Consider the following 23,122-nt stretch of genomic DNA (forward strand, 5'->3'; position numbering starts at 1 on the left):
TCGGGCAGGCGGTTCCTACAGATCAATCACGTTTTCAACGAATCGCCCGATATCCTTCAACATCCAGCACACTCGTCGTCAACCCGGTCGCCGGGGTGTAGATCGCGCCTTTGACCGTCGAGAACGGCACGCCTTTGCTGCCCAGCGATACGTAGCGTTCGCCTTGATCCAGCTCGGTGAACCAGGTGTAGGAGCACTTCTCCATGGCCTTGTATTTCGCTGCCGCGTTGACGATGGCGGCGGTGTGGTTGCGAAGGTCGGTGTCGGTGAGGTTGAGGTTCTTGTCGAGGACGGTGCCCCAGCGTTTCAGGCAGACCTCGGCAAAGTGGCGGACGATGAGGCCGGGTTCGGCCAGCACTTTTGGACCACTGTTGCCGTCGGCGGAGGCGTTACCGACCAGGGTGGCGTGACGGCCGGGCATGGGGAAGATGCTGGTCTTGGTGCCGGTCGCCGTTTGCGGAATGACGCAGCTGAAACCCTTGGAACGTTCATCCCGAGCGTAGAACCCCACATACTCTTTTACGTTGGTGTTGAGTTTCACCCGGTGTTCCTGAAAGTTACCGATACCTGGCACCGGGTCAACGGCAAAGATATTCACTGGAATATTTTTCAGTGCGCGGTCGTTGAACATGGCATTGGCCAGCATGTGACAACTGATACCGCCACGACTCCAGCCCACCAGATTGACTTTGGTTGGAATAACGCCGTCTTTGCGAAAGGTTTTGATAATTTGCTCCTGCAACTTCTGTTGCGTGACGCTGCGATCGCCATAGTTATATTTACGCCACAGCCAGGAGCCTTCGACTTTCACATCTTCAATCGGGATGCCGGCGGCTTTGAGGCGGTTGTACTCCGCCTCGGTCAGTTGCTGGCGCTGCCAGTCGCATTGGCCTTTGATGATGTTTACCGCGTGCTGGACGTTTTCCTCCCAGCCCTTGCCGAACAAGGTTCCGCTGAGCCCGTAATCCTTGGATTGGGTGAACAGTTCATCGGCTTGCAGGTTGCTGGTGCCGGGGCCGTCGACCACGATCCAGTCGGCGAACTCGCGTCCGGTGTGATGAGAGGCCAGTGTGGAGACCAATTCCCCATTCCAATAGTTAACGTGTGCATTATCAAACTTGGTCGATCCTGTACCGCAGAAGAAAATAGTTAGGGTCGTCATGTTATTGCTCTTGGTTGATGTAAGAGCAGACAAGCTAGTTCCGATTTTTGTTGTAATGGAAGCGATGGGTTGTTGCGAACTTTGTAAGTGTGGCTGGCGGCGTTAGTTGTTTATTCGTTGTCTGGCAACGTCCAGCAAATCACAACCGTCCTGGGTCAATAAATAAAGCGCATTGACGATGTTGGGGATGTCTTTTACATCGGCCTGTTTGAAACACAAGCAGTAAAGAGTTTCCAGCAAATCGCTGGCGGCACGCAGGCGTTGATCGGCGGCATTGAGCAGGTCGCCCGGTTTTGCTTCGGTGTCGATAACCAATACCGGTTGGTCATTGTCGCAAGTCTTGAGAGGGCGAAAACGGGTATTCAGCGGTTTGTACATATTCATGATCAAGGTGTGTCCCTTACGAAGCGCTTCGGTGAGCCGACACAGTGTTTCAGTCGCGCCGGCCACTATAGAAGGGCGCTGACCGCAGGGACAAGACGGCCGCAATGGACAGATTTCGTAAGGGTTTTTCCACGATATGGGCATTTGCCCTACATGTTTTTCCGGTTTTTCAAAGCCAAACCCTTATTGGCGAATTTTCCGACGTGATTATCAGGCGTTTCAGAGTAAACCTCTGTATGGTGCGCGCCAGAATCCGTAGGGCGTTTTCAGGCGTCCGACACAGACTTAAAGGGAATTAGGTATGCAGTGGCTACGAATGGCCTCGATCATTTTGCTGTGGGTGAGTGGCTGTCGTCTGGCGTTGGCCTCCGACACGGGCAACGGGTTGGTGCTCGCCAACCTGGAGCGCACCGGTTGGCCCGACGCGCTTGCGACTCAGGCCGACATCGACACAGCTGCCCGCGCTGAGGTGCTGGTTTTCGGCAAGGCTCTGTTGGCGAGCGAAGCCCTGGACGAGCCGGAACTCACACAACGACTGGGCGTGCAGCAAATGCAGCTCAAGACGATCAGGCAAGTGCGCGACGGTCTGTGGGATCGCTTGCTCAACACCTATCGCAACGCCAGCAATCACTGCGACGGGCAAGCATTTTGCCCCCGGGTGCGCAGCGTTGCCGACTTGCGTCAACTGGCGGCAGCCTTCACCGGCGATATCAGCCCGGCTCATGCACAATGGGCAAGCAAGAGCCTCGATGTGCATGAGCGGGTACTGGATGAGCAACTGCGGGTAGCCGTATTGCGGCCCTGACACAGCGCTTGCGGCGGTTACGTCGAGGGCGCTTCGGTGAGGGTCACGACGCTGGCCAGGATCGGCGGAAAATTGTCGGGAGAGGGCGTACAGCCTCCCAGCAGCAGGGAGGCCAGGATCAGGGCGAGGGGCAGTTTGAAGGTGTTCGACATGTTCACTCCTTGGTAAAAATCCATGCGCATGGGCCGTCCTGGCTCAAGGCGTGACGCACATTACCCTCGGGTCGATTCACGCGGCGATGAACAAAGTGTTTCATTTGTTTGATCCCTTGGCGTCGCTGACGACCCTGTATCATCCCGTATCGATTTGCCCCCCGACCTTTTCTCGACCCGCTGCGATCGCCCGCTAGGCTGTTGGCATGACAGCGGTCAACGGAGTGACAGCGAATGCACAACACCCTGGAACAGGTTTTCGGTTATCCACAGTTTCGGCCCGGTCAGGAGGCCGCGATCAGCGCTGTTCTCGCCGGGCGCTCGGCAGCCGCGATCTTTCCCACCGGCTCCGGCAAGTCCCTTTGTTACCAGGTTCCGGCGCTCTTGCTGCCGCATCTGACGCTGGTGGTCTCACCGCTGCTGGCGCTGATGCAGGATCAGCTCGAGTTTTTGCGACGGCACGGGATATCCGCAGGCAGCATCGATTCGGCCCAGAGCCGTGAAGACGCCAACGATGTGATGGCCCGCGCCCGTTCGGGCGAACTGAAGATCCTGATGATTTCGGTGGAGCGCCTGAAGAACGAGCGCTTTCGCAACTTTTTGCAGCAGGTGCCGATTTCGCTGCTGGTGGTGGACGAAGCGCACTGCATCTCCGAATGGGGCCACAATTTCCGCCCCGACTACCTCAAGCTGCCGGACTACCAGCACCAGTTCAATATCCCGCAGACCCTGTTGCTGACCGCTACGGCGACGCCGAAGGTCATCGCCGACATGCAGACGAAATTCGCCATCGCGGCAGAAGATGTGGTGACCACCGGTTTCTACCGGCCCAACCTCAATCTGCTGGTCGAACCAGTGCGTGGGCAGGACAAGCGCCGATGGCTGGTGGAGTGGATGAACGAGCGTGCGGGCCAGTCGAGCATCGTCTACGTCACTCTGCAGAAAACCGCCGAGCAGATTGCCGAACACCTTGAGCGCAATGGCATTCAGGGCGAGGCTTACCACGCCGGATTGCCCCATGAGCAACGGGACGCCATCCAGAAGCGCTTCATGGGTGGGCTGTCCAATTGCATCGTCGCCACCATTGCCTTCGGCATGGGCATCGACAAGAGCGACATCCGCAACGTTGTGCATTTCGACCTGCCCAAATCCATCGAAAACTACAGCCAGGAAATCGGCCGCGCCGGACGTGACGGGCAACCGTCCGACTGCCTGGTACTGGCCAACCGCGACAGCCTCAACGTGCTGGAGAACTTTGTGTATGGCGACACGCCGGAACAGGACGGCATTCGTCATGTGCTGGACGAGTTGCAGGCCGCCGCGCCGGAAGGCCAGTGGGAATTTCTGCTCGGGCCGCTGGCGGACCAGAGCAACATTCGCTCGTTGCCTTTGAAGACGTTGCTGGTGCAGCTGGAGTTGCGAGGACTGATTGCCCCGCGCTACGCGTACTACGCTGAATACCGTTTCAAATACCTGTTGGAACCGGATGCGTTGCTTGAGCGTTTCGAGGGCGAGCGCAGGGATTTCGTCGCTGCGATCATCCAGACCTCAAGCCGCGCGCGCACTTGGGCCACGGTGAATTTCGAGGCGATGTACGAGCAGTATTCGGCCGAACGCAATCGGGTGGTGAAGGCGCTGGACTACTTCCAGGAAAAGGGCTGGGTCGAGCTTGAAAGCAAGCAGATGACCGAGGTCTACAACGTCCTGCGCGACGACTTCGACAGCCAGGCCTTGAGCGCTGAACTGCATGGCTATTTCACCCGTCATGAGCAAACCGAAGTGGCGCGGATTCACGCCATGCTTGAGCTGTTCGCCACCGAGCGATGTCTCGGTTACCGGTTAGCCGACTATTTTGGCGATCACAATGCGCCCGAGCAGTGCGGACATTGTTCTGTGTGCCACGGGCAAGTCGCCCGGCTCCCGGCACCTCCGGAGTTACCAGCGCTTGTGGATAAAAGTTTTGCAGCGTTGTGTGGGGAGTTTATCCACAGGCATCAACAACTGACCGGCAGTGCTCCGTCGGCCGAGCGGCTGACCCGGTTCCTGTGCGGAATCAGCGTGCCGCTATTTACCAAACTCAAGGCGCGGGCCATTTCCGGATTTGCGGCGCTGGAGGAATATCCCTACGCCGAGGTTCGGGCCTGGGCTCAGACGCATCTTTGAGATTGCGAATCCATCTGCTGAATGTCGATCATCACGGTAATGAACTTCAAAAATGCCCGGTGGCTGACTATGGTGATGGCTGTCTTCGGATCGCCAACAAGAGAACAACATGAGCCAGACATCCTTCGCTATACAGCAGGCCGCCGTGATCGGCGCCGGCACCATGGGCCGCGGCATTGTCATGTGCCTGGCCAATGCCGGCGTACCCGTGCAGTGGGTCGATAACAATCCACAGATGCTCGAGCAGGCGCTGGTCACCGTGGCCGAGACCTATGCGCACAACGTGCGGCAGGGGCGGATTGATCAGGCCGAGGCCGATGCCCGGATCGCCCGTGTGAGTGCGGCGGCGGACTACGTGGCGATCCGTAATGTCGATCTGGTGATCGAAGCGGTGTACGAAAACCTCGAGCTCAAGCAGAAGATCTTCCGCGAGCTCGATGGCGTGCTGAAGCCCGAGGCGCTGCTGGCGAGCAATACTTCGGCGCTGGACATCGACGCCATTGCCGCCGCGACACGGCGACCGGCTCAAGTGCTGGGCCTGCATTTCTTCAGCCCGGCGCACATCATGAAATTGCTGGAAATAGTCCGTGGCGCACAAACTTCTCCGGCTGTGCTTGAGGCTGCGCTTGAGCTGGGCAAGCGCATGGGCAAGGTCAGTGTGGTGTCGGGCAACTGCCACGGTTTTATCGGCAACCGCATGCTGCATCCGTATGTGCTCGAAGCGCGCAAGATGTTGCTCGAAGGGGCGTACCCGCACCAGGTCGATGCGGCGTTGCAGAGCTTCGGTTTTGCCATGGGGCCGTTTCGCATGTACGACGTGGTCGGTATCGATCTTGAGTGGCGTGCCCGCGAACTGGCGGGCAAGGGGCAGGATGCACCTGAGGTTCAAGTGGATAACCGTCTGTGCGAGTTGGGCCGCTTCGGTCAGAAGTCCGGCAACGGCTACTACCACTACGAGCCCGGCAGTCGTCAGGCCGAGCATGATCCAGAAGTCGATGCGCTGGTGTTGAGCGTCAGCGAAGGGCTGGGCTTTCATCGCCGGGATATCGGCTCCGAGGAGATCCTTGAGCGGTGCCTGCTGGCGTTGGTCAACGAGGGTGCGAAGATCCTGCAGGAAGGGATTGCCGAATCGGCGCATGACATCGATCAGGTCTATCTGAATGGCTACGGCTTCCCGGCGGAACGGGGCGGGCCGATGGCCTGGGCGGATGATCAGGGGCTGGCCGACATTCACAAGCGCTTGCTGGCGCTGGAGACCCGGCAGGGCGATCACTGGCGGCCGGCGCCATTGATCGGCGAGCTGGCGGCGCGAGGCAAGGGTTTTTACCTTTAGACTGGGCAGATCACTTCAGGAATCGACACTGATGTCCAACCCGATGCCGCAACGCAGCGATTACCCGCACTTCCAGCCGATTACTACGCGCTGGCATGACAATGACGCCTATGGCCACGTCAACAACGTCACCTATTACAGCTTCTTCGACACGGCGGTGAACACCTACCTGATCCAGGTTGGAGGGCTGGATATTCATGACGGCGAGGTGGTGGGGTTTGTGGTGAGTTCGTCTTGCGACTACTTCGCGTCGATCGCTTTTCCGGATCGAATCGAGATCGGCCTGCGGGTCGGCAAGCTGGGTAACAGTTCGGTGCAATACGAACTGGCGGTGTTCAAGGCTGACGAAGACGAGGCCTGTGCCGCCGGGCGCTTCGTGCATGTGTTTGTCGACCGGACGTCCAATCAGCCGGTGGCGATCCCGGCCCGATTGCGCGAAGCGCTGGAACGCCTGGCGGTTTGACGGGCAAAAAAAATCGCAGCCCGGGGGAGCTGCGATCTGGGTGTACCGGTCGATGAGGCCTGGCCTCAGTCGCGGTAATAGCGGTGGTGCTTGCGATGGCCATAGGCATGACCACGACCTGGGTGACGGTCGCGGTAGTAGCGACGATCATCATGGCGACGATCGTAACGACGATCATCGTCATCGCTCTTGTTGCCCATGTAGTTACCCAGCGCGCCACCCGCGCCACCGCCGGCTGCTGCGCCGATCAGGCTGCCGGTGGTGCCGCCCATGCTGCGGCCGACCACGTTGCCGCCGGCTGCGCCCAGCGCACCGCCGATGGCTGCTTCGCCACGGCTGCGCTTGTCGGCGCCCACCGCACTACCACCCGCGCCGCCCAGGGCTGCGCCAATGGTTGAACCTGTGCTGCCACCTAACGATTGACCGACGACCGAGCCAAGAACCCCGCCCAATGCGCCGCCCACACCTGCTTCGGTGGTGCCTCCGGCAGAAGCGAAGCCACTGACCAGGCCAAGGGACAACAAGAGAATCGAGGAGAACTTCATAGAGGAGCCTCAAAGGGATGACGGCGCGATCCTGAGGCTCTGGATGGGGTGTGACAATCGAAATCCGACGAATAACACGACCTGTATGCATTTCTGCAAGTTACTGATTTTTGGGCGGAACTTTACGGTTTTTCGCCGGTCTTTAGCTACTTCAGACAGGCCGCTTTGTTAGCAAAGCGGCCTTTTTTGTGGGCGTTTGAAAAGAGTGTTCGAGATATATCGAGTCCGATTTGCGGACGCAGAGCGTCCAAGGCTGCGTCCCCACGCAGAGCGTGGGAACGATCAGGGTCAGGCCGATTTGGCCATGATCAGCCCCGTTTCACTCGCCGCTTCCAGGCGAATGGCAATGAACTTCGACGTCGGCGTATGGCTGCCGTCCCCGGTGCTTTCCAGCGGCACCAACGGGTTCACCTCGGGGTAGTAAGCGGCTGCCTGCCCTGCAGGAATATCGAACGCCAGCAGCGTGAAGCCTTTCACCCGGCGTTCGCGGCCATCGTCCCAAAGCGACACGATGTCAGCCTTCTGCCCCGGCTTGAAGCCCAGACGAATGATGTCCGCCTCGTTGGCGAACAGCACGTCACGCTGTCCCTTCACTCCGCGATAACGATCGTCGAGGCCGTAGATGGTGGTGTTGTACTGATCGTGAGAGCGCATCGATTGCAGGATCAGGTCCGGCAATTTTCCGGTGGCGCGGGTGCGTTCGTGGATCAGGTCCTTGGGCAGCATGTTCGGCTTGAAGTTGGCCCGGCCCGAGGTGGTGTTCCACTTGCGCGCACCGGCGCTGTTGCCGAGGTAGAAACCACCCGGGTTCTTGACCTTCTCGTTGAAATCCTTGAAGCCCGGAATGGTGTCGGCGATCAGCTCGCGGATGCGCCGGTAGTCGGCCACCAGCCAGTTCCAGTCCACCGGTTTGCTGCCCAGGGTCGCGGCGGCGATGCCGGCGATGATCGACGGCTCCGAGCGCATCTGGTTCGACAGCGGCTGCAATTGGCCGTTGGAGGCGTGCACCATGCTGAACGAGTCTTCCACGGTGACGGCTTGCGGGCCTTCGGTCTGGATGTCGATGTCGGTACGGCCCAGGCACGGCAGGATCAGCGCGTCCTTGCCGTGGGCCAGATGGCTGCGATTGAGCTTGGTGCTGATCTGCACGGTCAGGTCACAGTTGCTCAGGGCCTGGAAGGTGCGCGGGCTGTCCGGCGTGGCTTGGGCAAAGTTGCCGCCCAGGCCGATGAACACCTTGGCGCGACCTTCAGCCATCGCGTGAATCGCTTCGACCACGTTATGCCCGTTGTGGCGCGGTACCTTGAACTGGAAGCGACGCTCCAGGGCATCGAGGAACGCCACCGGTGGACGCTCGTTGATGCCCATGGTGCGATCGCCCTGCACGTTACTGTGGCCGCGCACCGGGCACAGACCGGCGCCAGGCTTGCCGATGTTGCCGCGCAGCAGCATCAGGTTGGCGATTTCCTGGATGGTCGGCACCGAGTGGCGATGCTGGGTGATGCCCATCGCCCAGCACATGATCACGTTCTTGCCTTTGGCGTACATGCGCGCCGCCTGTTCGATTTCCACCAGGGACAGGCCGGACTGCGCGACGATCTGCTCCCACGGCGTATCGTCGACGACACCGAGGTATTCCAGCACGTCGACGCTGTGCTCATTGAGGAAGTCGTGATCGAACACCGCCGGTGCGCCAGACTTCTGTGCATCGCGCTCCCATTGCAGCAGGAACTTGGCCATGCCGCGCAGCACCGCCATGTCGCCGCCCAGCGCGGGGCGGAAGTATGCGGTGTTGGTCGGTTTGTCGCCGTTGGTGAGCATTTCCAACGGGTGCTGTGGATGCTGGAAGCGTTCCAGGCCGCGCTCTTTCAGCGGGTTGACGCACACCACCTGGGCGCCGCGTTTCACCGCTTCGCGCAGGGGTTCAAGCATGCGTGGGTGGTTGGTGCCCGGGTTCTGGCCCCAGACAAAAATCGCATCGGCGTGTTCGAAGTCGTCGAAGGTCACGGTGCCTTTGCCGACGCCGACACTCTGCGCCAGCGCCACGCCGCTGGCCTCGTGGCACATGTTCGAGCAGTCGGGGAAGTTGTTGGTGCCGAAGGCGCGCACGAACAGTTGATACAGGTACGCCGCTTCATTGCTGGCGCGGCCCGAGGTGTAGAACTCGGCCTGATCCGGGCTCGACAGCGCTTGCAGGTGTTTGCCGATCAGCGCGTAGGCATCGTCCCAACTGATGGGTTTATAGCGATCGGTTTCAGCGTCATACACCAGCGGCTCGGTCAGACGACCCTGATACTCGAGCCAGTAGTCGCTCTGTTCCAGCAACGAGGTGACGCTGTGCTTGGCGAAGAACTTGCCGTCCACTCGCCGCTTGGTCGCTTCCCAGTTCACCGCCTTAGCGCCGTTCTCGCAGAATTTGACCATGCCGCTTTCCGGCGAATCGCCCCAGGCGCAGCCCGGGCAGTCGAAGCCGCCGTTCTGGTTGGTCTTGAGCATCATGCGCAGGTTTTTCAGCGCGTTGTCGCTGGTCAGCCAGGCCTGGGCCACGCTGATCAGGGCGCCCCAGCCACCGGCCGGGCCCTTGTAAGGCTTGTAGCGCGGAACGGGTTTCTGGTCGGCTTGATGATGTTGGCTCACGGGTGTTTCTCCATTTCTGGGCTATACACCCGCGGCGCATTCTTCTGCGGCAGGTGGATGAGATTGAGGTTGTGGCGTCGCGCCCATTGCACGGCGAGACCGGTGGGCGCGGACAGGCTGACCAGGGTCTGAATCCCGGCCCGCAGGACTTTCTGGATCAATTCGAGGCTGCAACGGCTGGTGACTATCGCCAGGCCGTCGGCTGTGGATATCTTTTGCCGGATCAGGCCGCCGATCAGCTTGTCGAGGGCGTTGTGCCGGCCGATGTCTTCGCGGCCCAGCAGCAATTCACCGCTGGCGTTCATGAACACCGCTGCGTGCACCGCACCGCAATGCTGGCCCAGCGGCTGGAACGCACCGATGCGCTGGCGCAGACCGTCGAGCCATTCGATGGGCGGCAAGGGGGCGCCGGGCAAAACCTTGAGATCAGGCAGTGCCTGTTCAACCGCCTCCACGCCGCACAACCCGCAACCACTGGTGCCGGCCAGTTGCCGCCGCTGCTGCTTGAGGTTCCAGAAGGCGCGGTTGGCGATGGTCACTTGCGCGTATTGCGCCGAGCCTGAACCGCTCAGTTGCAGGTCGTAGATGTCCGAGGCGTCTTCGATGATGCCGCTGCCGAGGCTGAAGCCGACGATGAAGTCCTCAAGGTCGGTCGGCGTCACCAGCATCACGGCCTGACTGATGCCGTTGTAGGCAATCGCCAACGCGACTTCTTCGGCCAGCGCGGTGCTGGCCGATTCCGTGAGGGGGAGATCGCTGTAACTGTAGGTCTGACTGGCAGCAGGCGCGGGCGTTTCGAGAGCAGGCGCCGCGCAGGCCGGGCGCTTGGCGTTCATGGCATCACCGACGGATTGATCAACGTTAAGACTAGGCGCGGCAAGATGTCGCGTCTAATCGCTAGTGTCGATCCTTCGATAGATGCCGTCGATCAAGCGTCCGTTGGTGATTTTTGATAAAGCGCGAAACAGGCCTCGGCGAGCGCCGATCGGGGTGCCCCGCGACGCATGATCAGGCCCAGTCGGGCGAGGGTCTGGGCGTTTTCGATGGGTTGCAGGCGCAGGTTGTCCGTGAGGTTTTCCAGACCGCCATCCAGTGGCATCACCGCGCAGCACAAGCCGCCGTGCACAGCTTGCAACAATTGGTGGACGGCGTCGGTTTGCAGTAACGGCTGCGGCGTCAGACCACGGCTGTGGAAGTTATGGTCGATGGACTGGCGAAAATGCATGCCGCTGTTAAGCATGCCCAAGGGCAGCTCGATCAGCGACTCCCAACTCAGCGGCGCTTGGCCAAAGCTGAAAAACCGCTGGTCGTAGAGCAGGCCCATCTGCGTTTCGCTGAACGCCAGGGATTCAAACCGCTCGCCGTCGAGGCGGTCCAGGTAAGACACGCCAATGTCGATGCGGTTGTTCGCCAGTTGCTCCAGCACCTGTTCGGAGCTCAGCGAGGACAGTTCGAAGCGCAGGTTCGGGTGTTGTGCGTGCAGGCGTTGCATCAGCGGCAGTGCATCGAAACTCGACAATGGCACCACGCCCAGCCGCAGAGTACCGATCAGGTTGCCGCGACAGGCTGCCGCTTCGGCCTGCAAACCGTCATAAGCCGCCAGCACCGTACGCGCCCAGGCCAGCACCCGTTCGCCCGGCGCGGTAAAGCCTTCGAAGCGCTGGCCACGGTTGACCAGTGGCAGGTCGAGTTCCTCTTCGAGACTGCGCAGGCGCATTGACAGGGTCGGCTGGGTGATGTGGCAGCGGGCGGCGGCCTGGCCGAAATGGCGGGTTTCGTCGAGGGCGATGAGGAATTTCAGCTGCTTGATGTCCATCTTCGCTCCGGGGCGCTGGCAAGGTTGGGCGATTCTACCGCTTGAGTGACGGCAGGGTCATTGGTCGGCTTGGAACCGGGTTTGTCCGAGGTGGTCTAGGCTTGGGCGTCTGGAACCCAAATCAAGGAGTGTGCGCCATGAGTCTATTGAGCTTTGTTAAAGAAGCGGGTGAGAAATTGCTCGACCTGCTGACCCCCGGCAACGCCAATGCCAGCGAGCAATTGAAAGAACACATCAGCAAGGTCGGGTTGGGTAACCCGAATGTCCAGGCAACCGTGGACGGGGACAAGGTGACCGTTACCGGTGAAGTGGCGAGCCAGGAAGAGAAAGAGAAGATTCTTCTGGCAGTGGGCAACATCGCCGGCGTCGGCAGTGTCGACGACCAGATCACCGTGACCGGGCCGGTTGTGGCGGCGGCGCGTTTTGTGGTCGTGAAGAAGGGCGACACCCTCAGCGCGATTTCCCTGGCGATGTATGGCAACGCCAACCAGTACAACAAGATTTTCGAGGCCAACAAGCCAATGCTGTCACACCCGGACAAGATTTATCCGGGGCAGACGCTGCGTATTCCCGAGTAACAACACGCCTGCAGGAGCAGCCTTTGGCGGCTCCTGCAGTCTTCAGAGCCCGGTAATCAGAGCCCCGCAATCAAATCCCGATAATCTTCGACCGCCACAAACTCCCCGGTGTCCTTCGGCCCTTTGCGGCTGTCCGGCTCCTTCACGGCCAACAGATGCGCCACGCCGAAAGTCCGCGCACTGCGCAGGATCGGCAAGGTGTCGTCGATGAACAGGCTGCGCGCCGGGTCGAAGCCGATGTCGGCCTGCAACGCGTCCCAGAATTGTGGGTTCTCCTTGGGAAAACCGTAATCGTGGGAACTGATCAGCCGCTCGAAGTACGGCGCCAGTTCGATGCGTTCCAGTTTCAGCGACAGTGAATCGCGGTGGGCGTTGGTGATCATCACCACCCGTTTCCCGGCTCGCTTGATCGCCTCCAGAAAGGTGTCGGCATCCGGGCGCAAGGCGATCAGGTGGGCGGTTTCCAGTTTCAGCTCACGCACCGACAGCTTCAGTTCCGCGCTCCAGAAGTCCAGGCAGTACCACTGCAACTGACCGGCATGGCGCTCGAACAACGGCTGCAACTCCATGTCTGCCATGGCCCGGCTCACGCCATGCAGTTCGGCGTAGCGCTGCGGCAGGTGTTCCAGCCAGAAGTGGTTGTCGAAATGCAGGTCCAGCAGCGTGCCGTCCATGTCGAGCAGAACGGTGTCGATGTCGGACCAGGGTAATGAAGGCATGGCAACGTCTCGAGCGGTAGAAGGATATCCGACGCAAACAATCGGAAAAGCCGCGTTATAGTAGCGCGTTCACGCCAAGGAGCTTTGCATGCGCCAGAAACCCACCGTACTTGCCCGCGAGATCGTCGCCACCAGCCGGCTGTTCTGCGTCGAAGCGCTGAAGCTGCGTTTCTCCAACGGCGTGGAACGCACCTACGAGCGACTGGTCGGCAAGGGTGCCGGCTACGGCGCGGTGATGATCGTGGCGATGCTCGATGCCGAGCACGCGGTACTGGTCGAAGAATACTGCGGCGGCACCGACGAATATGAACTGTCGCTGCCCAAAGGCCTGATCGAACCCGGCGAAGATGTGCTGGCCGCCGCTGAGCGCGAGCTCAAGGAGGAGGCCGGTTACGGCGCGCGACAACTGGAGCATCTGACCGAGTTGTCCTTGTCGCCCGGCTATATGAGCCAGAAAATCCAGGTGGTGCTGGCCACCGATCTGTACGAAGAACGCCTCGAAGGTGATGAACCCGAGCCGATGCGTGTGGACAAGGTCAATCTGCGAGAGCTGTCGGCGTTGGCGCAGCATCCGAATTTCAGTGAGGGTCGCGCCCTGGCGGCGCTGTACCTGACCCGCGATCTGCTGACCCAGCGCGGATTTTTCAGTCATGAGTGAGATATCGATGAATTTTCCCCATCCGTTGATGGCGCCTGTCGTTGAGTTGGCCCTGCGGGCCGGTGAGGCGATCCTGCCGTTCTGGCGTGCCGGTGTGGCCGTCACCGCCAAGTCCGATGATTCGCCGGTGACGGCGGCGGACATGGCCGCTCACCATGTGATCGTGGCAGGCCTGAAGGCGCTGGATCCGAGCATTCCGGTGTTGTCCGAAGAGGACGCCAATATTCCGCAAAGCGTGCGCGCGGGCTGGCAGCGCTGGTGGCTGGTCGATCCTTTGGATGGCACCAAGGAGTTCATCAGCGGCAGTGAAGAATTCACCGTCAACATCGCGCTGATCGAGAGCGGCCGGGTGGTGTTCGGTGTGGTGTCGATGCCGACCAACGGGCGCTTTTACGTCGGCGGCGCGGGGCTCGGTGCCTGGCGCGGCGACACGGGCGGCACACCGGTGGCGATTCAGGTGCGTGACGTGCCGGGGCCTGGAGACGCGTTCACCGTGGTCGCCAGCCGTCGACATTCGAGCCCGGAACAGGAACGTCTGCTGGCCGGTTTGAGCGCCAGCCTTGGCGAGTTGCAACTGGCCAATATCGGCAGTTCGCTGAAGTTCTGTCTGCTGGCCGAAGGTGCGGCCGACTGTTACCCGCGTCTGGCGCCGACTTCGCAGTGGGACACGGCGGCGGCGCAGGGTGTTCTGGAAGGCGCCGGCGGCGAAGTGCTGGACTTGAGTGGCGAAGCGTTCTGTTATCCGCCACGGGAGTCGTTGTTGAACGGCTTCTTCCTGGCATTGCCGGCAAAAGCCGCGTGGCGGACGAAGCTGCTGGAGCTCGCCCGCTCTTAAGCTCGCTCAGTCTTCAGCGGTGCAGGACGTACTGCCCGCTGAACGTCGCCGCATCTTCATCACTCCCGGTATTGACGACCCGCGTATGCAGCGTCAGCCGCGCCCGTCCGTATCGCTGATACATCGTCAGAAACTTCTTCCACTGCGCTGCGCTCGGTGACGGGCAAATCGCAATGGCATCACCGGTCACCGGCAGTGGATAACTGATCTGCCCCTCCTGGATCACGATGTGGCCGTCGGTGATGCCTTCTTCCTTCAATCGCAGATGCAGCCAGCCCCAACCGGCCAGTACCGCGCCGCAATACAGGCTGCCGCCGAACATGGTGCTCTTGTGATTGACGTTGGCGTCCAGCGGCAGGTGCAGGCGCAGTTGCTGTTCCTGCCAGTCGAGCACCTTGAGGCCCATGTCCCGGGTCAGCGGAATGTCGTGGTGAAGGACCGATTCCAGATAACGACTGTCGTGCTTCATGCCCGGACCTCTTGCGGCAGAAAAGTGAATTGAGCGTGTTTCATTCGGACTCGTCCGAGTTGCCGCCGCTGCCAGCGAAATTCAGCCCGTGCTTGCGCAGTTTGTCATGCAAAGTCTTGCGCGGAATGCCCAGGGCTTCGGCGAGACTGCGCACGGAGCTGTGAGAGCGGGCCAGTTCGGCGGCGATCAGGGATTTTTCGAAGTTTTCCACTTGCTCGCTGAGCCCTCCTGCCGTGATCTCGACGGTGGTGCCGGGGCTGCCATCGGGCTGCGTGTTGTCCAGGGCCAGTTCCAGGCCGAGGGCAAAACGCTCTGCCGCGTTCTGCAATTCCCGCACGTTGCCCGGCCATGAATGCCGCAGCAGCAAGGCCCGTTGCGCCGGTTGCAGTTCATGCGGTGGCAGGCCGTGGCGGGCGCTGGCTCCATCGGCGTAATGCTGGAACAGCATCAACGCGTCTTCGCCCCGTTCGCGCAGTGGCGGAATACGCAGCGGCGCGACATTGAGCCGGTAATACAGATCCGCCCGGAAGCGTCCCTGATCGGCGGCCTGGCGCAGGTCTTCCTTGGTGGCGGCGATGACGCGGATGTCCAAGGGGATCAACTGATTGCCGCCCAGGCGTTCGACCACCCGCTCCTGCAGCATGCGCAGCAGCTTGACCTGAACATCCATGCTCATGCTCTCGATTTCATCGAGAAACAGCGTGCCGCCATTGGCAAATTCGAACTTGCCGATCCGGCGCTTTTGCGCGCCAGTGAAGGCGCCGGGCTCATGGCCGAACAATTCGCTTTCGACCACCGACTCGGCCAGCGCCCCGGCGTTGATCGCCACGAACGGGCCGTTACGCCGACTCGACAGGTCATGCAGGGCGCGGGCGACGACTTCCTTGCCAGCACCGGTTTCGCCGAGGATCAAGACATCGGCCTTGGTCGCCGCCAGTGCGCCGATCTGTTCGCGCAGGCGCGCCATCGGTGCGGACTGACCGACCAGCCGCGCGCTCAACTCGTTGCGATCACTCAGGGCCATGCGCAGGCTGCGGTTGTCCAGCACCAGGCGCCGCAGGGCCAGGGCGCGGCGCACGCTGTCGAGCAGGGCGTCACTGGCGAAGGGTTTTTCCAGAAAGTCGTAGGCACCCGCGCGCATGGCTTGTACGGCGAGCGGCACATCGCCGTGACCGGTGATCAGCAGCACCGGCAGTTCCGGATCCTGAGCATGCAGTTCGCTCAGCAGTTCAAGGCCATCCATGCCGGGCATGCGGATGTCGCTGACCACAACGCCCGGCCAGTCGCGTTCCAGTTGCGCGGCCAGGCCCTTGGCCTCGGACAGCGGAAGAATTTTCAGGCCGGCCAGATCCAGGGTCTGGCCGAGGGCCTGACGCAGGTGCGGATCGTCGTCGATCAGCACCACCTGAATGCGGTTGTCGATGGTCATGCGCTTCGATCCTCGGACGGTTGCAGGCTGACCCCGGGCGCGCCGGCGCGCAGCCGCAGGGTGATCAGGGCGCCACCTTGCTTGTGGTTGGCGAACGACAGTTCACCGCCGAAGGCGCGCATCAGGGTTTCGCAGATGGCCAACCCCAGACCCAGACCCTGGGTGCGGGTCTTGGTGGTGTAAAACGGTTCGCTGGCGCGGCCCAGGGCTTCCATGCAGAAACCCGGGCCATTGTCGCGAATGTACAGGTTGACGCCTTCGTCGGTGGATTCTGCACTCAGCCACAATTTGCGCGGCGGGCCTTTTTCCGTCAGGGCGTCGAGGGCGTTGGCCAGCAGGTTGCCGAGGACCTGGCGCAGACGGGTTTCCCCGGCCTCGACCCACAGGGTGGCGGCCGGCAGGTCGCGGATCAGTTCGACATCCATGCTGCGGCGACGTTTGGCCAGTAACGCCAGGGCGTCGTCCAGCGCCGGTTGCAGAGCGACGCTTTCCGGGGCGTGGCGGTCGCGGCGGGCAAAGGCGCGCAGGTGGGCGATGATCGACGCCATGCGCCCGGTCAGTTCGCTGATCAGCTTGAGGTTGCCTCGGGCGTCTTCAGTGCGTTCATGGTCGAGCAGCACCTCGGCGTTCTCGGCGTAGCTGCGGATCGCCGCCAGCGGCTGGTTGAGTTCGTGGCTGATGCTCGCTGACATGGTCCCCAGCGCCGACAGTTTGCCGGCCTGTACCAGATCGTCCTGGGCCCGCACCAGTTCCTGCTGGGCCTGCTCGCGCTCGAGCACCTCCTGCTTCAGGCGCCGGTTCAGGCCTTCGAGATCGCTGGTGCGCTCGGCAACCCGGCCTTCGAGTTCCCGCCGGGCCTTGGCTTCAAAGGCGATCCGTTCCAGGTAATGACGACGACGCTGCATCATCAGGCCCAACAACAGCATCACCACCAGCAAGGTGGCGCCGCCGATCGCCACCACCGTGCGCACCGGTCGGTCGATCAAGGTGCGCGGGGCGAGGATGCTGACGCTCCAGCCGGTTTCTGCGATCTCCTGGGTTTGCGGCAGCCATGCGGTCGGGCTCAGGTTCAAGGGGCGTGGCTCGCGGGTCGGGTAGGGCTGGATCGCGGTAATCGCCGCGCGTTCGGCGTCACTCAGGGGGCGAGTCGCGCGAAAGCGCCATTCCGGGCGCGAGGTAAGGATGACCACGCCGTTGTGGTCGGTCACCAGTAGTTGTTCCGGGGTTTTGCCCCACAGGCTTTCGGTGTGGTCCAGATCAACCTTGATCACCAGCACGCCGATGATTTTTTCGCCGCTGCGTACGGCCGCAGCGAAAAAGTAGCCGCGCTTGGCAGAGGTAGTACCCAGACCGAAAAAACGCCCGAGACGGCCGGCCATGGCCTCGCTGAAGTACGGCCGGAATGAGAAGTTGCGGCCGACGAAGCTGTCGTGCTTGTCCCAGTTCGACGCCGCGAGCGTCTGGCCGCTGGTGTCCATCAGGTACATGACTTCGGCGCCGGTCTGCGCGGCGATGTTCTTCAACAGGCGGTTGGCGTTGCCCTGGGTTACGCCGTCGTCCGGCGCCCCGAGTACTGCGCGCAGCGCTGGCAGGTCGCCGAGGATTTGCGGCAGCACTTCATAGCGATGCAGCGTGCCCAGCAGGTTGGCGACGTAGAGGTCGAGGGTCTGACGGTTCTGTCCGGCCAGTTCGCTGCGGTAATAGCGCTCGGCCAGGTGTTCCAGCGGCCACAGCAACGGGGCCAGGCACAGGGCCAGCAGGGCGAGGCTGCGCCAGCGGGGGCGGCGGGGAAGGGGTGGAGTCATGAGCATCGAGCGCCTGTGGGTACAGGCGCATTATGCCTAGGCTTGCCGACGCAGTCTGCGCACCCGTGGCCGGGTGTGCAGCGGCGCTGAAGATTCACACAGGATTTTCAGGAAAAGACGTCGGCGTCCTTCAGAAGGGCGGCTGCCTGATCCTTGGCCGACAGTTTTGGCGCTTCGTCCAGCTGCCAGTCGATGCCCAGATCCGGATCGTCCCAGCGAATGCTGCGTTCGGACGACGGGTTGTAATAGTCAGTGGTCTTGTAGAGGAATTCGGCGAATTCGCTCAGTACCACAAAACCGTGGGCGAAACCTTCCGGTACCCACAATTGGCGATGGTTTTCGGCAGACAGGCGCACGGCGACCCATTTACCGAAATGCGCCGAGCTGCGACGGATATCCACGGCGACATCGAGGACTTCGCCAGCCGTAACGCGGACCAGTTTGCCCTGGGTGTTTTCCAGCTGGTAATGCAGCCCGCGCAGCACGCCTTTCTGCGAGCGCGAATGGTTGTCCTGCACAAACTGCGTGTCGAGACCGGTCGCTTCCTGAAAGGCCTTGGCATTGAAACTTTCGTAAAAGAACCCGCGCTCGTCACCAAACACCTTGGGTTCGATGATCAGGACACCAGGCAGGTCGGTGGTGATTACATTCATGGAGGTTTTCCAGTGGCAGGTTGTGAATGGCCGACATTCTTGCGCAAAGTGCCGGTGTGCGCGAGAGGGGCTTGCAAATCCGCCTGCCTCCCAGGGCACCGGGAGACGGATGGTCGGGGGTTGCTTATCGCCCGAAGCAATGGCGATATAGGCGCCTAATAAAATTTCAGGGGTCGTTCCATGTCGTTCGCCACGTTGATTCATCGCGCCAGTTTGCCCAGCCCTCAGGTTTCGGTGGAGCAGGCCCGGCATCTGCTGGCGCAGCATTACGGACTGAACGGCACGTTGCAGGCCCTGGGCAGCCAGCAGGACCTCAATTACCGGGTCGACAGCGAGCGAGGGCGGTTCGTGTTGAAGATCTGCCGGGGCGACTATTCGCTGGTTGAACTGCAGGCACAGCATGCGGGCCTGAAATACCTGGCCGAGCACGGCGCGGTAAAGGTGCCTCGGGTGATCGCGGCCAGTAACGGCACTGACCTGCTGACCCTGGACGTCGGTGGAGAGTCGGTGCACGTGCGACTGCTCGATTACATCGAAGGCCAGCCGCTGACGGCGCTCGATCACCTTGGCCACGACGTTGTCGCCGGGTTCGGCCGGCTCTGCGGCGAAATGGATCTGGCCCTGGCCGGGTTCGACCATCCGGGGCTCGAGCGCACGTTGCAATGGGACGCGCGTCACGCCAGCGCCCTGATCGAGCACCTGCTGCCGGTCATCGAAGACGAACGCCAGCGCACGCTGATCGCCGAGGTCGCCGAACAGGCCAGACTTCGTTTGCAGCCGCTGGTGGAGAAGCTGCCGGTGCAGGCGATTCACATGGACATCACCGACGACAACGTGGTCTGGCAGCGCAACGACCGGCGGCACTGGCAGTTGCAGGGTGTTATCGATTTCGGCGATCTGGTGCGTACCTGGCGCATTACCGACCTGTCGGTCACCTGCGCCGCACTGCTGCATCACGCCGCAGGCGATCCGTTCGTGATTCTGCCGGCGGTGCAGGCCTATCACGCGGTCAATCCGCTGCAACACGAAGAACTGCTGGCGCTGTGGCCGCTGATCGTGGCGCGGGCCGCGGTGCTGGTGCTCAGTGGCGAGCAACAGGTCAGCATTGATCCGGGCAATACCTACAGCCGCGATAACCTGACCCACGAATGGGAAATCTTCCGGGTCGCCACGTCAGTGCCGCTGGCATTGATGGAGGCGGCGATTCTCACGGCGGTGGGGCAGACATTACCGGCCATCGACAGTGAAGGTTTTGCGCCGTTGTTGCCCGGTCTGGTCGGGCGCGAATTTGCGTTGATCGATCTGGGTGTGTTGAGCGCACACTTCGAGGCGGGCAACTGGGAGCAGCCAGGCATCGATCAGCGCCTGTTGAGCGAGGCCGCCGCTATCCACGGTCTGGCGGCCAGCCGATACGGGCAATACCGATTGTCGTGCACCCGGCCTGACAGCGCCGATGAACCAGAGACGTTCCCGCTGCACGTCGAATTGCATGTCCCCCAGGGTTCGACGGTGGAGGCACCGTTCGCGGGCGTGCTGCACTTTTCAGCCGACGGCGCGCTGCGACTCGAGGGGCCGCAACTGAGCTTGCTCCTGTGGGGCGTTGAACCTTCCCTGCACGGCGGCGCTGCGCTGGTCAAAGGCCAGGTGTTGGGGGCGGTGGACGGCCCGTTGATCGTGCAGTTGATTCGTGGCGCACAGCTTGAAGCACCGCTGTTCTGCACGCCGACCCGCGCGGCGGCATGGCAGGCGTTGTCCCCCTCGCCGGCAGCGCTGCTGGGCCTGGCCTGTGACGCCGAACCCGAACTGGACGCAGCAACCCTGCTGGCGCGTCGCGACGCCAGTTTCGCCCGTACCCAGAAGCACTATTACGTCGACCCGCCGCGCATCGAGCGCGGCTGGCGCAATCACTTGATCGACATGCAGGGCCGCTCCTACCTCGACATGCTCAACAACGTCGCGGTGCTCGGCCACGGTCACCCGCGCATGGCGGCGGTGGCGAGCCGGCAGTGGTCGCTGCTCAACACCAACTCGCGATTCAACTATGCCGCCGTTGCCGAGTTTTCCGAACGTTTGCTGAAACTGGCGCCGGAGGGCATGGATCGGGTGTTCCTGGTCAACAGCGGCAGCGAGGCCAACGATCTGGCGATTCGCCTGGCGTGGGCCGCCAGCGGTGGGCGCGACATGATCAGCGTGCTGGAGGCCTATCACGGCTGGACAGTCGGCGCGGACGCAGTCTCGACCTCGATTGCCGATAACCCGCAAGCCCTGAGCAGTCGCCCGGACTGGGTGCACGCGGTGACTGCGCCGAACACTTATCGCGGCGAATTTCGCGGCGCGGATTCGGCGCCGGATTACGTGCGCAGCGTCGAACAGCATCTGGCGAAGCTCGATGAGCAGAAACGCCAGCTGGCGGGGTTCATCTGTGAGCCGGTCTACGGCAATGCGGGCGGGATTTCGCTGCCACCGGGTTACCTGAAAAAAGTCTATGAAATGGTTCGCGCCCGTGGCGGCGTGTGCATCGCCGATGAGGTGCAGGTCGGTTACGGGCGCATGGGCCATTTCTTCTGGGGGTTCGAAGAGCAAGGCGTGGTGCCGGACATCATCACCATGGCCAAAGGCATGGGCAACGGCCAGCCATTGGGCGCCGTGATCACTCGCCGGGAAATCGCCGAGGCGCTGGAGGCCGAGGGCTATTTCTTCTCGTCCGCCGGCGGCAGTCCGGTGAGCTGCCAGATCGGCATGGCGGTACTCGATGTGATGGAAGAAGAAAAACTCTGGGAAAACGCCCAAGTGGTCGGCGCTCACTTCAAGGCCCGGCTGGAGGCACTCATCGATCAATATCCGCTGGTCGGTGCGGTGCACGGTTCCGGTTTCTATCTGGGGGTCGAGCTGATCCGCAATCGGGAAACCCTGGAACCGGCAACCGAGGAAACCACGCTGTTGTGCGATCGCCTGCGGGAGCTGGGGATTTTCATGCAGCCGACCGGCGATTACCTGAACGTCCTGAAGATCAAGCCGCCGATGGTCACTTCGCGCCAGAGCGTGGATTTCTTCGTCGACATGCTGGCGAAGGTGCTTGAAGAAGGGCTTTGAGGCGATGTGGAACCGATAAATACCGATTTGTATCGGTATTTATCGAGTTAAATTGAGAATGCTTTTTTATTTTGGCTTCTAAAGTCGATATTTATCGTTTATAAAGTCGCCATAGTCCGTCGTGTGTACCCTGTACGGCGCATTGAACAACCCTCGACGGTTCCCTGGAGTCCTGATCGACATGACCACATTGAAAAGCACACCACGCGCCGATGGCTTCTACATGCCGGCCGAATGGGCACCGCAAACCCAGACCTGGATGATCTGGCCCGAACGCCCGGACAACTGGCGTCTGGGTGGCAAACCGGCGCAGGCTGCCCACGCGGCGGTGGCGAAGGCCATCGCGCGTTTCGAACCGGTAACCGTAGCGGTCTCCGCCGGCCAGTACGAAAACGCTCGCGCTCGCCTCGACGTGCCGAATATCCGCGTGGTCGAGATGTCCAGCGATGACGCCTGGGTTCGCGACAGTGGCCCGACGTTCGTGATCAACAACAGCGGCGAAGTGCGCGGCGTGAACTGGGACTTCAACGCCTGGGGCGGCTTCGACGGCGGCCTGTATTCGCCGTGGAATCGCGACTCCCAGGTCGGCGGCAAGATCCTCGAGATCGAGCGCAGTCCGCGCTATCGCACCGAAGGCTTCGTGCTTGAAGGCGGCTCGATTCATGTCGATGGCGAAGGCACCCTGATCACCACCGAAGAATGCCTGCTCAACCGCAATCGCAACCCGCACCTGGGCCGCGCAGAAATCGAAGCGGTGCTCAGCGAAAACCTGTCGGTGGACAAGGTCATCTGGCTGCCGGATGGCCTGTTCAACGACGAAACCGACGGCCATGTGGATAACTTCTGCTGCTACGTGCGTCCGGGCGAAGTGCTGCTGGCCTGGACCGACGATCCGCAGGATCCGAACTACCCGCGCTGCCAGGCCGCCATGAAAGTGCTGGAAAGCAGCACCGACGCCAAGGGCCGCCCGTTCACGGTGCACAAGATGCCGATTCCGGGGCCGCTGTTTGCCACCGAAGAAGAATGCGCGGGCGTGGACCCGGTGGACGGTACTCAGGAACGCAACCCGAGCGTGCGTCTGGCCGGTTCCTACGTGAACTTCCTGATCGTCAACGGCGGGATCATCGCGCCGAGCTTCGACGACCCGATGGACGCTCCGGCCCGGGAGATCCTGCAGAACCTGTTCCCGCAACACGAAGTGGTGATGGTGCCGGGGCGCGAACTGTTACTGGGAGGCGGCAATATTCACTGCCTTACCCAACAGCAACCCGCGCCGCACAAAGAGTGAGTGCGGATGTAACAGCTTGAGTTGATTGAAAAATCGACCGGGCAGTCATTGATTGCCCACGCTTGAAGAGAAACCCGCAGCCCGTCAGGACTGCGGGTTTCTTTATATCCGCCTGTCGGCAGTTTCCAGACATTG

The 23,122-nt window shown here is 61.6% G+C and carries 21 protein-coding genes; 9 read left to right on the forward strand and 12 right to left on the reverse strand.

Annotation, left to right across the window (positions count from 1 at the left end):
- Positions 1–34: 34 nt before the first annotated feature.
- Positions 35–1,162, reverse strand: a complete 1,128-nt coding sequence (locus ACKJSM_RS26395) for a hypothetical protein (protein ID WP_410239306.1) — start codon at positions 1,160–1,162, stop codon at positions 35–37.
- Positions 1,163–1,264: 102 nt separating this feature from the next.
- Positions 1,265–1,546 carry a hypothetical protein gene (locus ACKJSM_RS26400; RefSeq protein ID WP_236181338.1) on the reverse strand — a complete coding sequence of 94 codons (282 nt, stop codon included), beginning with the start codon at positions 1,544–1,546 and terminating at the stop codon, positions 1,265–1,267.
- Between the two features lie 301 nt (positions 1,547–1,847).
- On the opposite strand from ACKJSM_RS26400, the gene ACKJSM_RS26405 reads away from it, so the two are divergent.
- On the forward strand, positions 1,848–2,351 hold the full coding sequence (locus ACKJSM_RS26405) for a polysaccharide deacetylase (RefSeq protein ID WP_410239290.1): 504 nt from the start codon (positions 1,848–1,850) through the stop codon (positions 2,349–2,351).
- A gap of 17 nt (positions 2,352–2,368) precedes the next feature.
- Here the strand turns inward: ACKJSM_RS26405 and ACKJSM_RS26410 are convergent, their stop codons facing one another.
- The gene (locus tag ACKJSM_RS26410) at positions 2,369–2,503 is read right to left on the reverse strand and encodes a hypothetical protein (protein WP_410239291.1); all 135 of its coding nucleotides are present in this window, start codon (positions 2,501–2,503) and stop codon (positions 2,369–2,371) included.
- Between the two features lie 234 nt (positions 2,504–2,737).
- On the opposite strand from ACKJSM_RS26410, the gene ACKJSM_RS26415 reads away from it, so the two are divergent.
- From ACKJSM_RS26415 to ACKJSM_RS26425, 3 genes are all read left to right on the forward strand, one after another.
- The gene (locus ACKJSM_RS26415) at positions 2,738–4,666 is read left to right on the forward strand and encodes an ATP-dependent DNA helicase RecQ (RefSeq protein WP_410239292.1); all 1,929 of its coding nucleotides are present in this window, start codon (positions 2,738–2,740) and stop codon (positions 4,664–4,666) included.
- Between the two features lie 109 nt (positions 4,667–4,775).
- Positions 4,776–5,999 carry a 3-hydroxyacyl-CoA dehydrogenase NAD-binding domain-containing protein gene (locus ACKJSM_RS26420; protein ID WP_410239293.1) on the forward strand — a complete coding sequence of 408 codons (1,224 nt, stop codon included), beginning with the start codon at positions 4,776–4,778 and terminating at the stop codon, positions 5,997–5,999.
- A gap of 31 nt (positions 6,000–6,030) precedes the next feature.
- Positions 6,031–6,462, forward strand: a complete 432-nt coding sequence (locus ACKJSM_RS26425; protein ID WP_410239294.1) for an acyl-CoA thioesterase — start codon at positions 6,031–6,033, stop codon at positions 6,460–6,462.
- A gap of 65 nt (positions 6,463–6,527) precedes the next feature.
- Here the strand turns inward: ACKJSM_RS26425 and ACKJSM_RS26430 are convergent, their stop codons facing one another.
- The 4 genes from ACKJSM_RS26430 to ACKJSM_RS26445 all read right to left on the reverse strand — a co-directional run bounded on the left by ACKJSM_RS26430 (position 6,528) and on the right by ACKJSM_RS26445 (position 11,460).
- Positions 6,528–7,007, reverse strand: coding sequence for a YMGG-like glycine zipper-containing protein (locus ACKJSM_RS26430; protein ID WP_085698021.1), 480 nt, complete (start codon positions 7,005–7,007; stop codon positions 6,528–6,530).
- Positions 7,008–7,295: 288 nt separating this feature from the next.
- Positions 7,296–9,644 carry an FdhF/YdeP family oxidoreductase gene (locus tag ACKJSM_RS26435; RefSeq protein ID WP_410239295.1) on the reverse strand — a complete coding sequence of 783 codons (2,349 nt, stop codon included), beginning with the start codon at positions 9,642–9,644 and terminating at the stop codon, positions 7,296–7,298.
- A complete protein-coding gene (gene fdhD / locus ACKJSM_RS26440) occupies positions 9,641–10,480 on the reverse strand; it encodes a formate dehydrogenase accessory sulfurtransferase FdhD (protein WP_410239296.1) in 840 nt (279 codons plus the stop codon). The genes ACKJSM_RS26435 and fdhD overlap by 4 nt, the downstream gene beginning before the upstream one ends.
- 92 nt (positions 10,481–10,572) lie before the next feature.
- On the reverse strand, positions 10,573–11,460 hold the full coding sequence (locus ACKJSM_RS26445) for a LysR family transcriptional regulator (RefSeq protein WP_236181331.1): 888 nt from the start codon (positions 11,458–11,460) through the stop codon (positions 10,573–10,575).
- Between the two features lie 137 nt (positions 11,461–11,597).
- Here ACKJSM_RS26445 and lysM point away from each other — a divergent pair, with 137 nt between their 5' ends.
- Positions 11,598–12,038 (forward strand): peptidoglycan-binding protein LysM, encoded by a 441-nt coding sequence (lysM, locus tag ACKJSM_RS26450; protein WP_236181330.1) that lies wholly within the window; start codon positions 11,598–11,600, stop codon positions 12,036–12,038.
- Positions 12,039–12,094: 56 nt separating this feature from the next.
- On the opposite strand, the gene yrfG is transcribed toward lysM, so the two are convergent.
- Positions 12,095–12,757, reverse strand: coding sequence for a GMP/IMP nucleotidase (gene yrfG / locus ACKJSM_RS26455; protein WP_236181329.1), 663 nt, complete (start codon positions 12,755–12,757; stop codon positions 12,095–12,097).
- Between the two features lie 88 nt (positions 12,758–12,845).
- Here yrfG and nudE point away from each other — a divergent pair, with 88 nt between their 5' ends.
- Both nudE and cysQ read left to right on the forward strand, forming a co-directional pair.
- On the forward strand, positions 12,846–13,415 hold the full coding sequence (gene nudE, locus ACKJSM_RS26460; protein ID WP_236181328.1) for an ADP compounds hydrolase NudE: 570 nt from the start codon (positions 12,846–12,848) through the stop codon (positions 13,413–13,415).
- Between the two features lies 1 nt (position 13,416).
- Entirely contained in the window at positions 13,417–14,250 is an 834-nt protein-coding gene (gene cysQ, locus ACKJSM_RS26465; protein WP_236181424.1) for a 3'(2'),5'-bisphosphate nucleotidase CysQ, read from the forward strand.
- Between the two features lie 13 nt (positions 14,251–14,263).
- Here the strand turns inward: cysQ and ACKJSM_RS26470 are convergent, their stop codons facing one another.
- From ACKJSM_RS26470 to rfbC, 4 genes are all read right to left on the reverse strand, one after another.
- Positions 14,264–14,719 carry a thioesterase domain-containing protein gene (locus ACKJSM_RS26470; RefSeq protein ID WP_236181327.1) on the reverse strand — a complete coding sequence of 152 codons (456 nt, stop codon included), beginning with the start codon at positions 14,717–14,719 and terminating at the stop codon, positions 14,264–14,266.
- A 40-nt stretch (positions 14,720–14,759) separates the two neighbouring features.
- Positions 14,760–16,148: a sigma-54-dependent transcriptional regulator gene (locus tag ACKJSM_RS26475; protein ID WP_410239297.1), complete on the reverse strand. Its 1,389-nt coding sequence runs from the start codon at positions 16,146–16,148 to the stop codon at positions 14,760–14,762.
- Positions 16,145–17,953, reverse strand: a complete 1,809-nt coding sequence (locus tag ACKJSM_RS26480; RefSeq protein WP_236181325.1) for an ATP-binding protein — start codon at positions 17,951–17,953, stop codon at positions 16,145–16,147. The genes ACKJSM_RS26475 and ACKJSM_RS26480 overlap by 4 nt, the downstream gene beginning before the upstream one ends.
- 107 nt (positions 17,954–18,060) lie before the next feature.
- The gene (rfbC, locus tag ACKJSM_RS26485) at positions 18,061–18,606 is read right to left on the reverse strand and encodes a dTDP-4-dehydrorhamnose 3,5-epimerase (RefSeq protein ID WP_410239298.1); all 546 of its coding nucleotides are present in this window, start codon (positions 18,604–18,606) and stop codon (positions 18,061–18,063) included.
- A gap of 180 nt (positions 18,607–18,786) precedes the next feature.
- Here rfbC and ACKJSM_RS26490 point away from each other — a divergent pair, with 180 nt between their 5' ends.
- Both ACKJSM_RS26490 and aguA read left to right on the forward strand, forming a co-directional pair.
- Positions 18,787–21,699, forward strand: coding sequence for an aminotransferase (locus ACKJSM_RS26490; RefSeq protein WP_410239299.1), 2,913 nt, complete (start codon positions 18,787–18,789; stop codon positions 21,697–21,699).
- A gap of 181 nt (positions 21,700–21,880) precedes the next feature.
- The gene (gene aguA, locus ACKJSM_RS26495) at positions 21,881–22,987 is read left to right on the forward strand and encodes an agmatine deiminase (RefSeq protein WP_410239300.1); all 1,107 of its coding nucleotides are present in this window, start codon (positions 21,881–21,883) and stop codon (positions 22,985–22,987) included.
- Positions 22,988–23,122: the final 135 nt, after the last annotated feature.

It is taken from the genome of Pseudomonas sp. PHC1 (assembly GCF_046487845.1).
Lineage (GTDB): Bacteria > Pseudomonadota > Gammaproteobacteria > Pseudomonadales > Pseudomonadaceae > Aquipseudomonas > Aquipseudomonas sputi.

Coding starts and splice junctions, on each gene's coding strand:
- ACKJSM_RS26395 (WP_410239306.1), bottom strand. CDS start 1,162: ATGACGACCCTAACTATTTTCTTCTGCGGTACAGGATCGACCAAGTTT.
- ACKJSM_RS26400 (WP_236181338.1), bottom strand. CDS start 1,546: ATGAATATGTACAAACCGCTGAATACCCGTTTTCGCCCTCTCAAGACT.
- ACKJSM_RS26405 (WP_410239290.1), top strand. CDS start 1,848: ATGCAGTGGCTACGAATGGCCTCGATCATTTTGCTGTGGGTGAGTGGC.
- ACKJSM_RS26410 (WP_410239291.1), bottom strand. CDS start 2,503: ATGTCGAACACCTTCAAACTGCCCCTCGCCCTGATCCTGGCCTCCCTG.
- ACKJSM_RS26415 (WP_410239292.1), top strand. CDS start 2,738: ATGCACAACACCCTGGAACAGGTTTTCGGTTATCCACAGTTTCGGCCC.
- ACKJSM_RS26420 (WP_410239293.1), top strand. CDS start 4,776: ATGAGCCAGACATCCTTCGCTATACAGCAGGCCGCCGTGATCGGCGCC.
- ACKJSM_RS26425 (WP_410239294.1), top strand. CDS start 6,031: ATGTCCAACCCGATGCCGCAACGCAGCGATTACCCGCACTTCCAGCCG.
- ACKJSM_RS26430 (WP_085698021.1), bottom strand. CDS start 7,007: ATGAAGTTCTCCTCGATTCTCTTGTTGTCCCTTGGCCTGGTCAGTGGC.
- fdhD (WP_410239296.1), bottom strand. CDS start 10,480: ATGAACGCCAAGCGCCCGGCCTGCGCGGCGCCTGCTCTCGAAACGCCC.
- ACKJSM_RS26445 (WP_236181331.1), bottom strand. CDS start 11,460: ATGGACATCAAGCAGCTGAAATTCCTCATCGCCCTCGACGAAACCCGC.
- lysM (WP_236181330.1), top strand. CDS start 11,598: ATGAGTCTATTGAGCTTTGTTAAAGAAGCGGGTGAGAAATTGCTCGAC.
- yrfG (WP_236181329.1), bottom strand. CDS start 12,757: ATGCCTTCATTACCCTGGTCCGACATCGACACCGTTCTGCTCGACATG.
- nudE (WP_236181328.1), top strand. CDS start 12,846: ATGCGCCAGAAACCCACCGTACTTGCCCGCGAGATCGTCGCCACCAGC.
- ACKJSM_RS26470 (WP_236181327.1), bottom strand. CDS start 14,719: ATGAAGCACGACAGTCGTTATCTGGAATCGGTCCTTCACCACGACATT.
- ACKJSM_RS26475 (WP_410239297.1), bottom strand. CDS start 16,148: ATGACCATCGACAACCGCATTCAGGTGGTGCTGATCGACGACGATCCG.
- ACKJSM_RS26480 (WP_236181325.1), bottom strand. CDS start 17,953: ATGACTCCACCCCTTCCCCGCCGCCCCCGCTGGCGCAGCCTCGCCCTG.
- rfbC (WP_410239298.1), bottom strand. CDS start 18,606: ATGAATGTAATCACCACCGACCTGCCTGGTGTCCTGATCATCGAACCC.
- ACKJSM_RS26490 (WP_410239299.1), top strand. CDS start 18,787: ATGTCGTTCGCCACGTTGATTCATCGCGCCAGTTTGCCCAGCCCTCAG.
- aguA (WP_410239300.1), top strand. CDS start 21,881: ATGACCACATTGAAAAGCACACCACGCGCCGATGGCTTCTACATGCCG.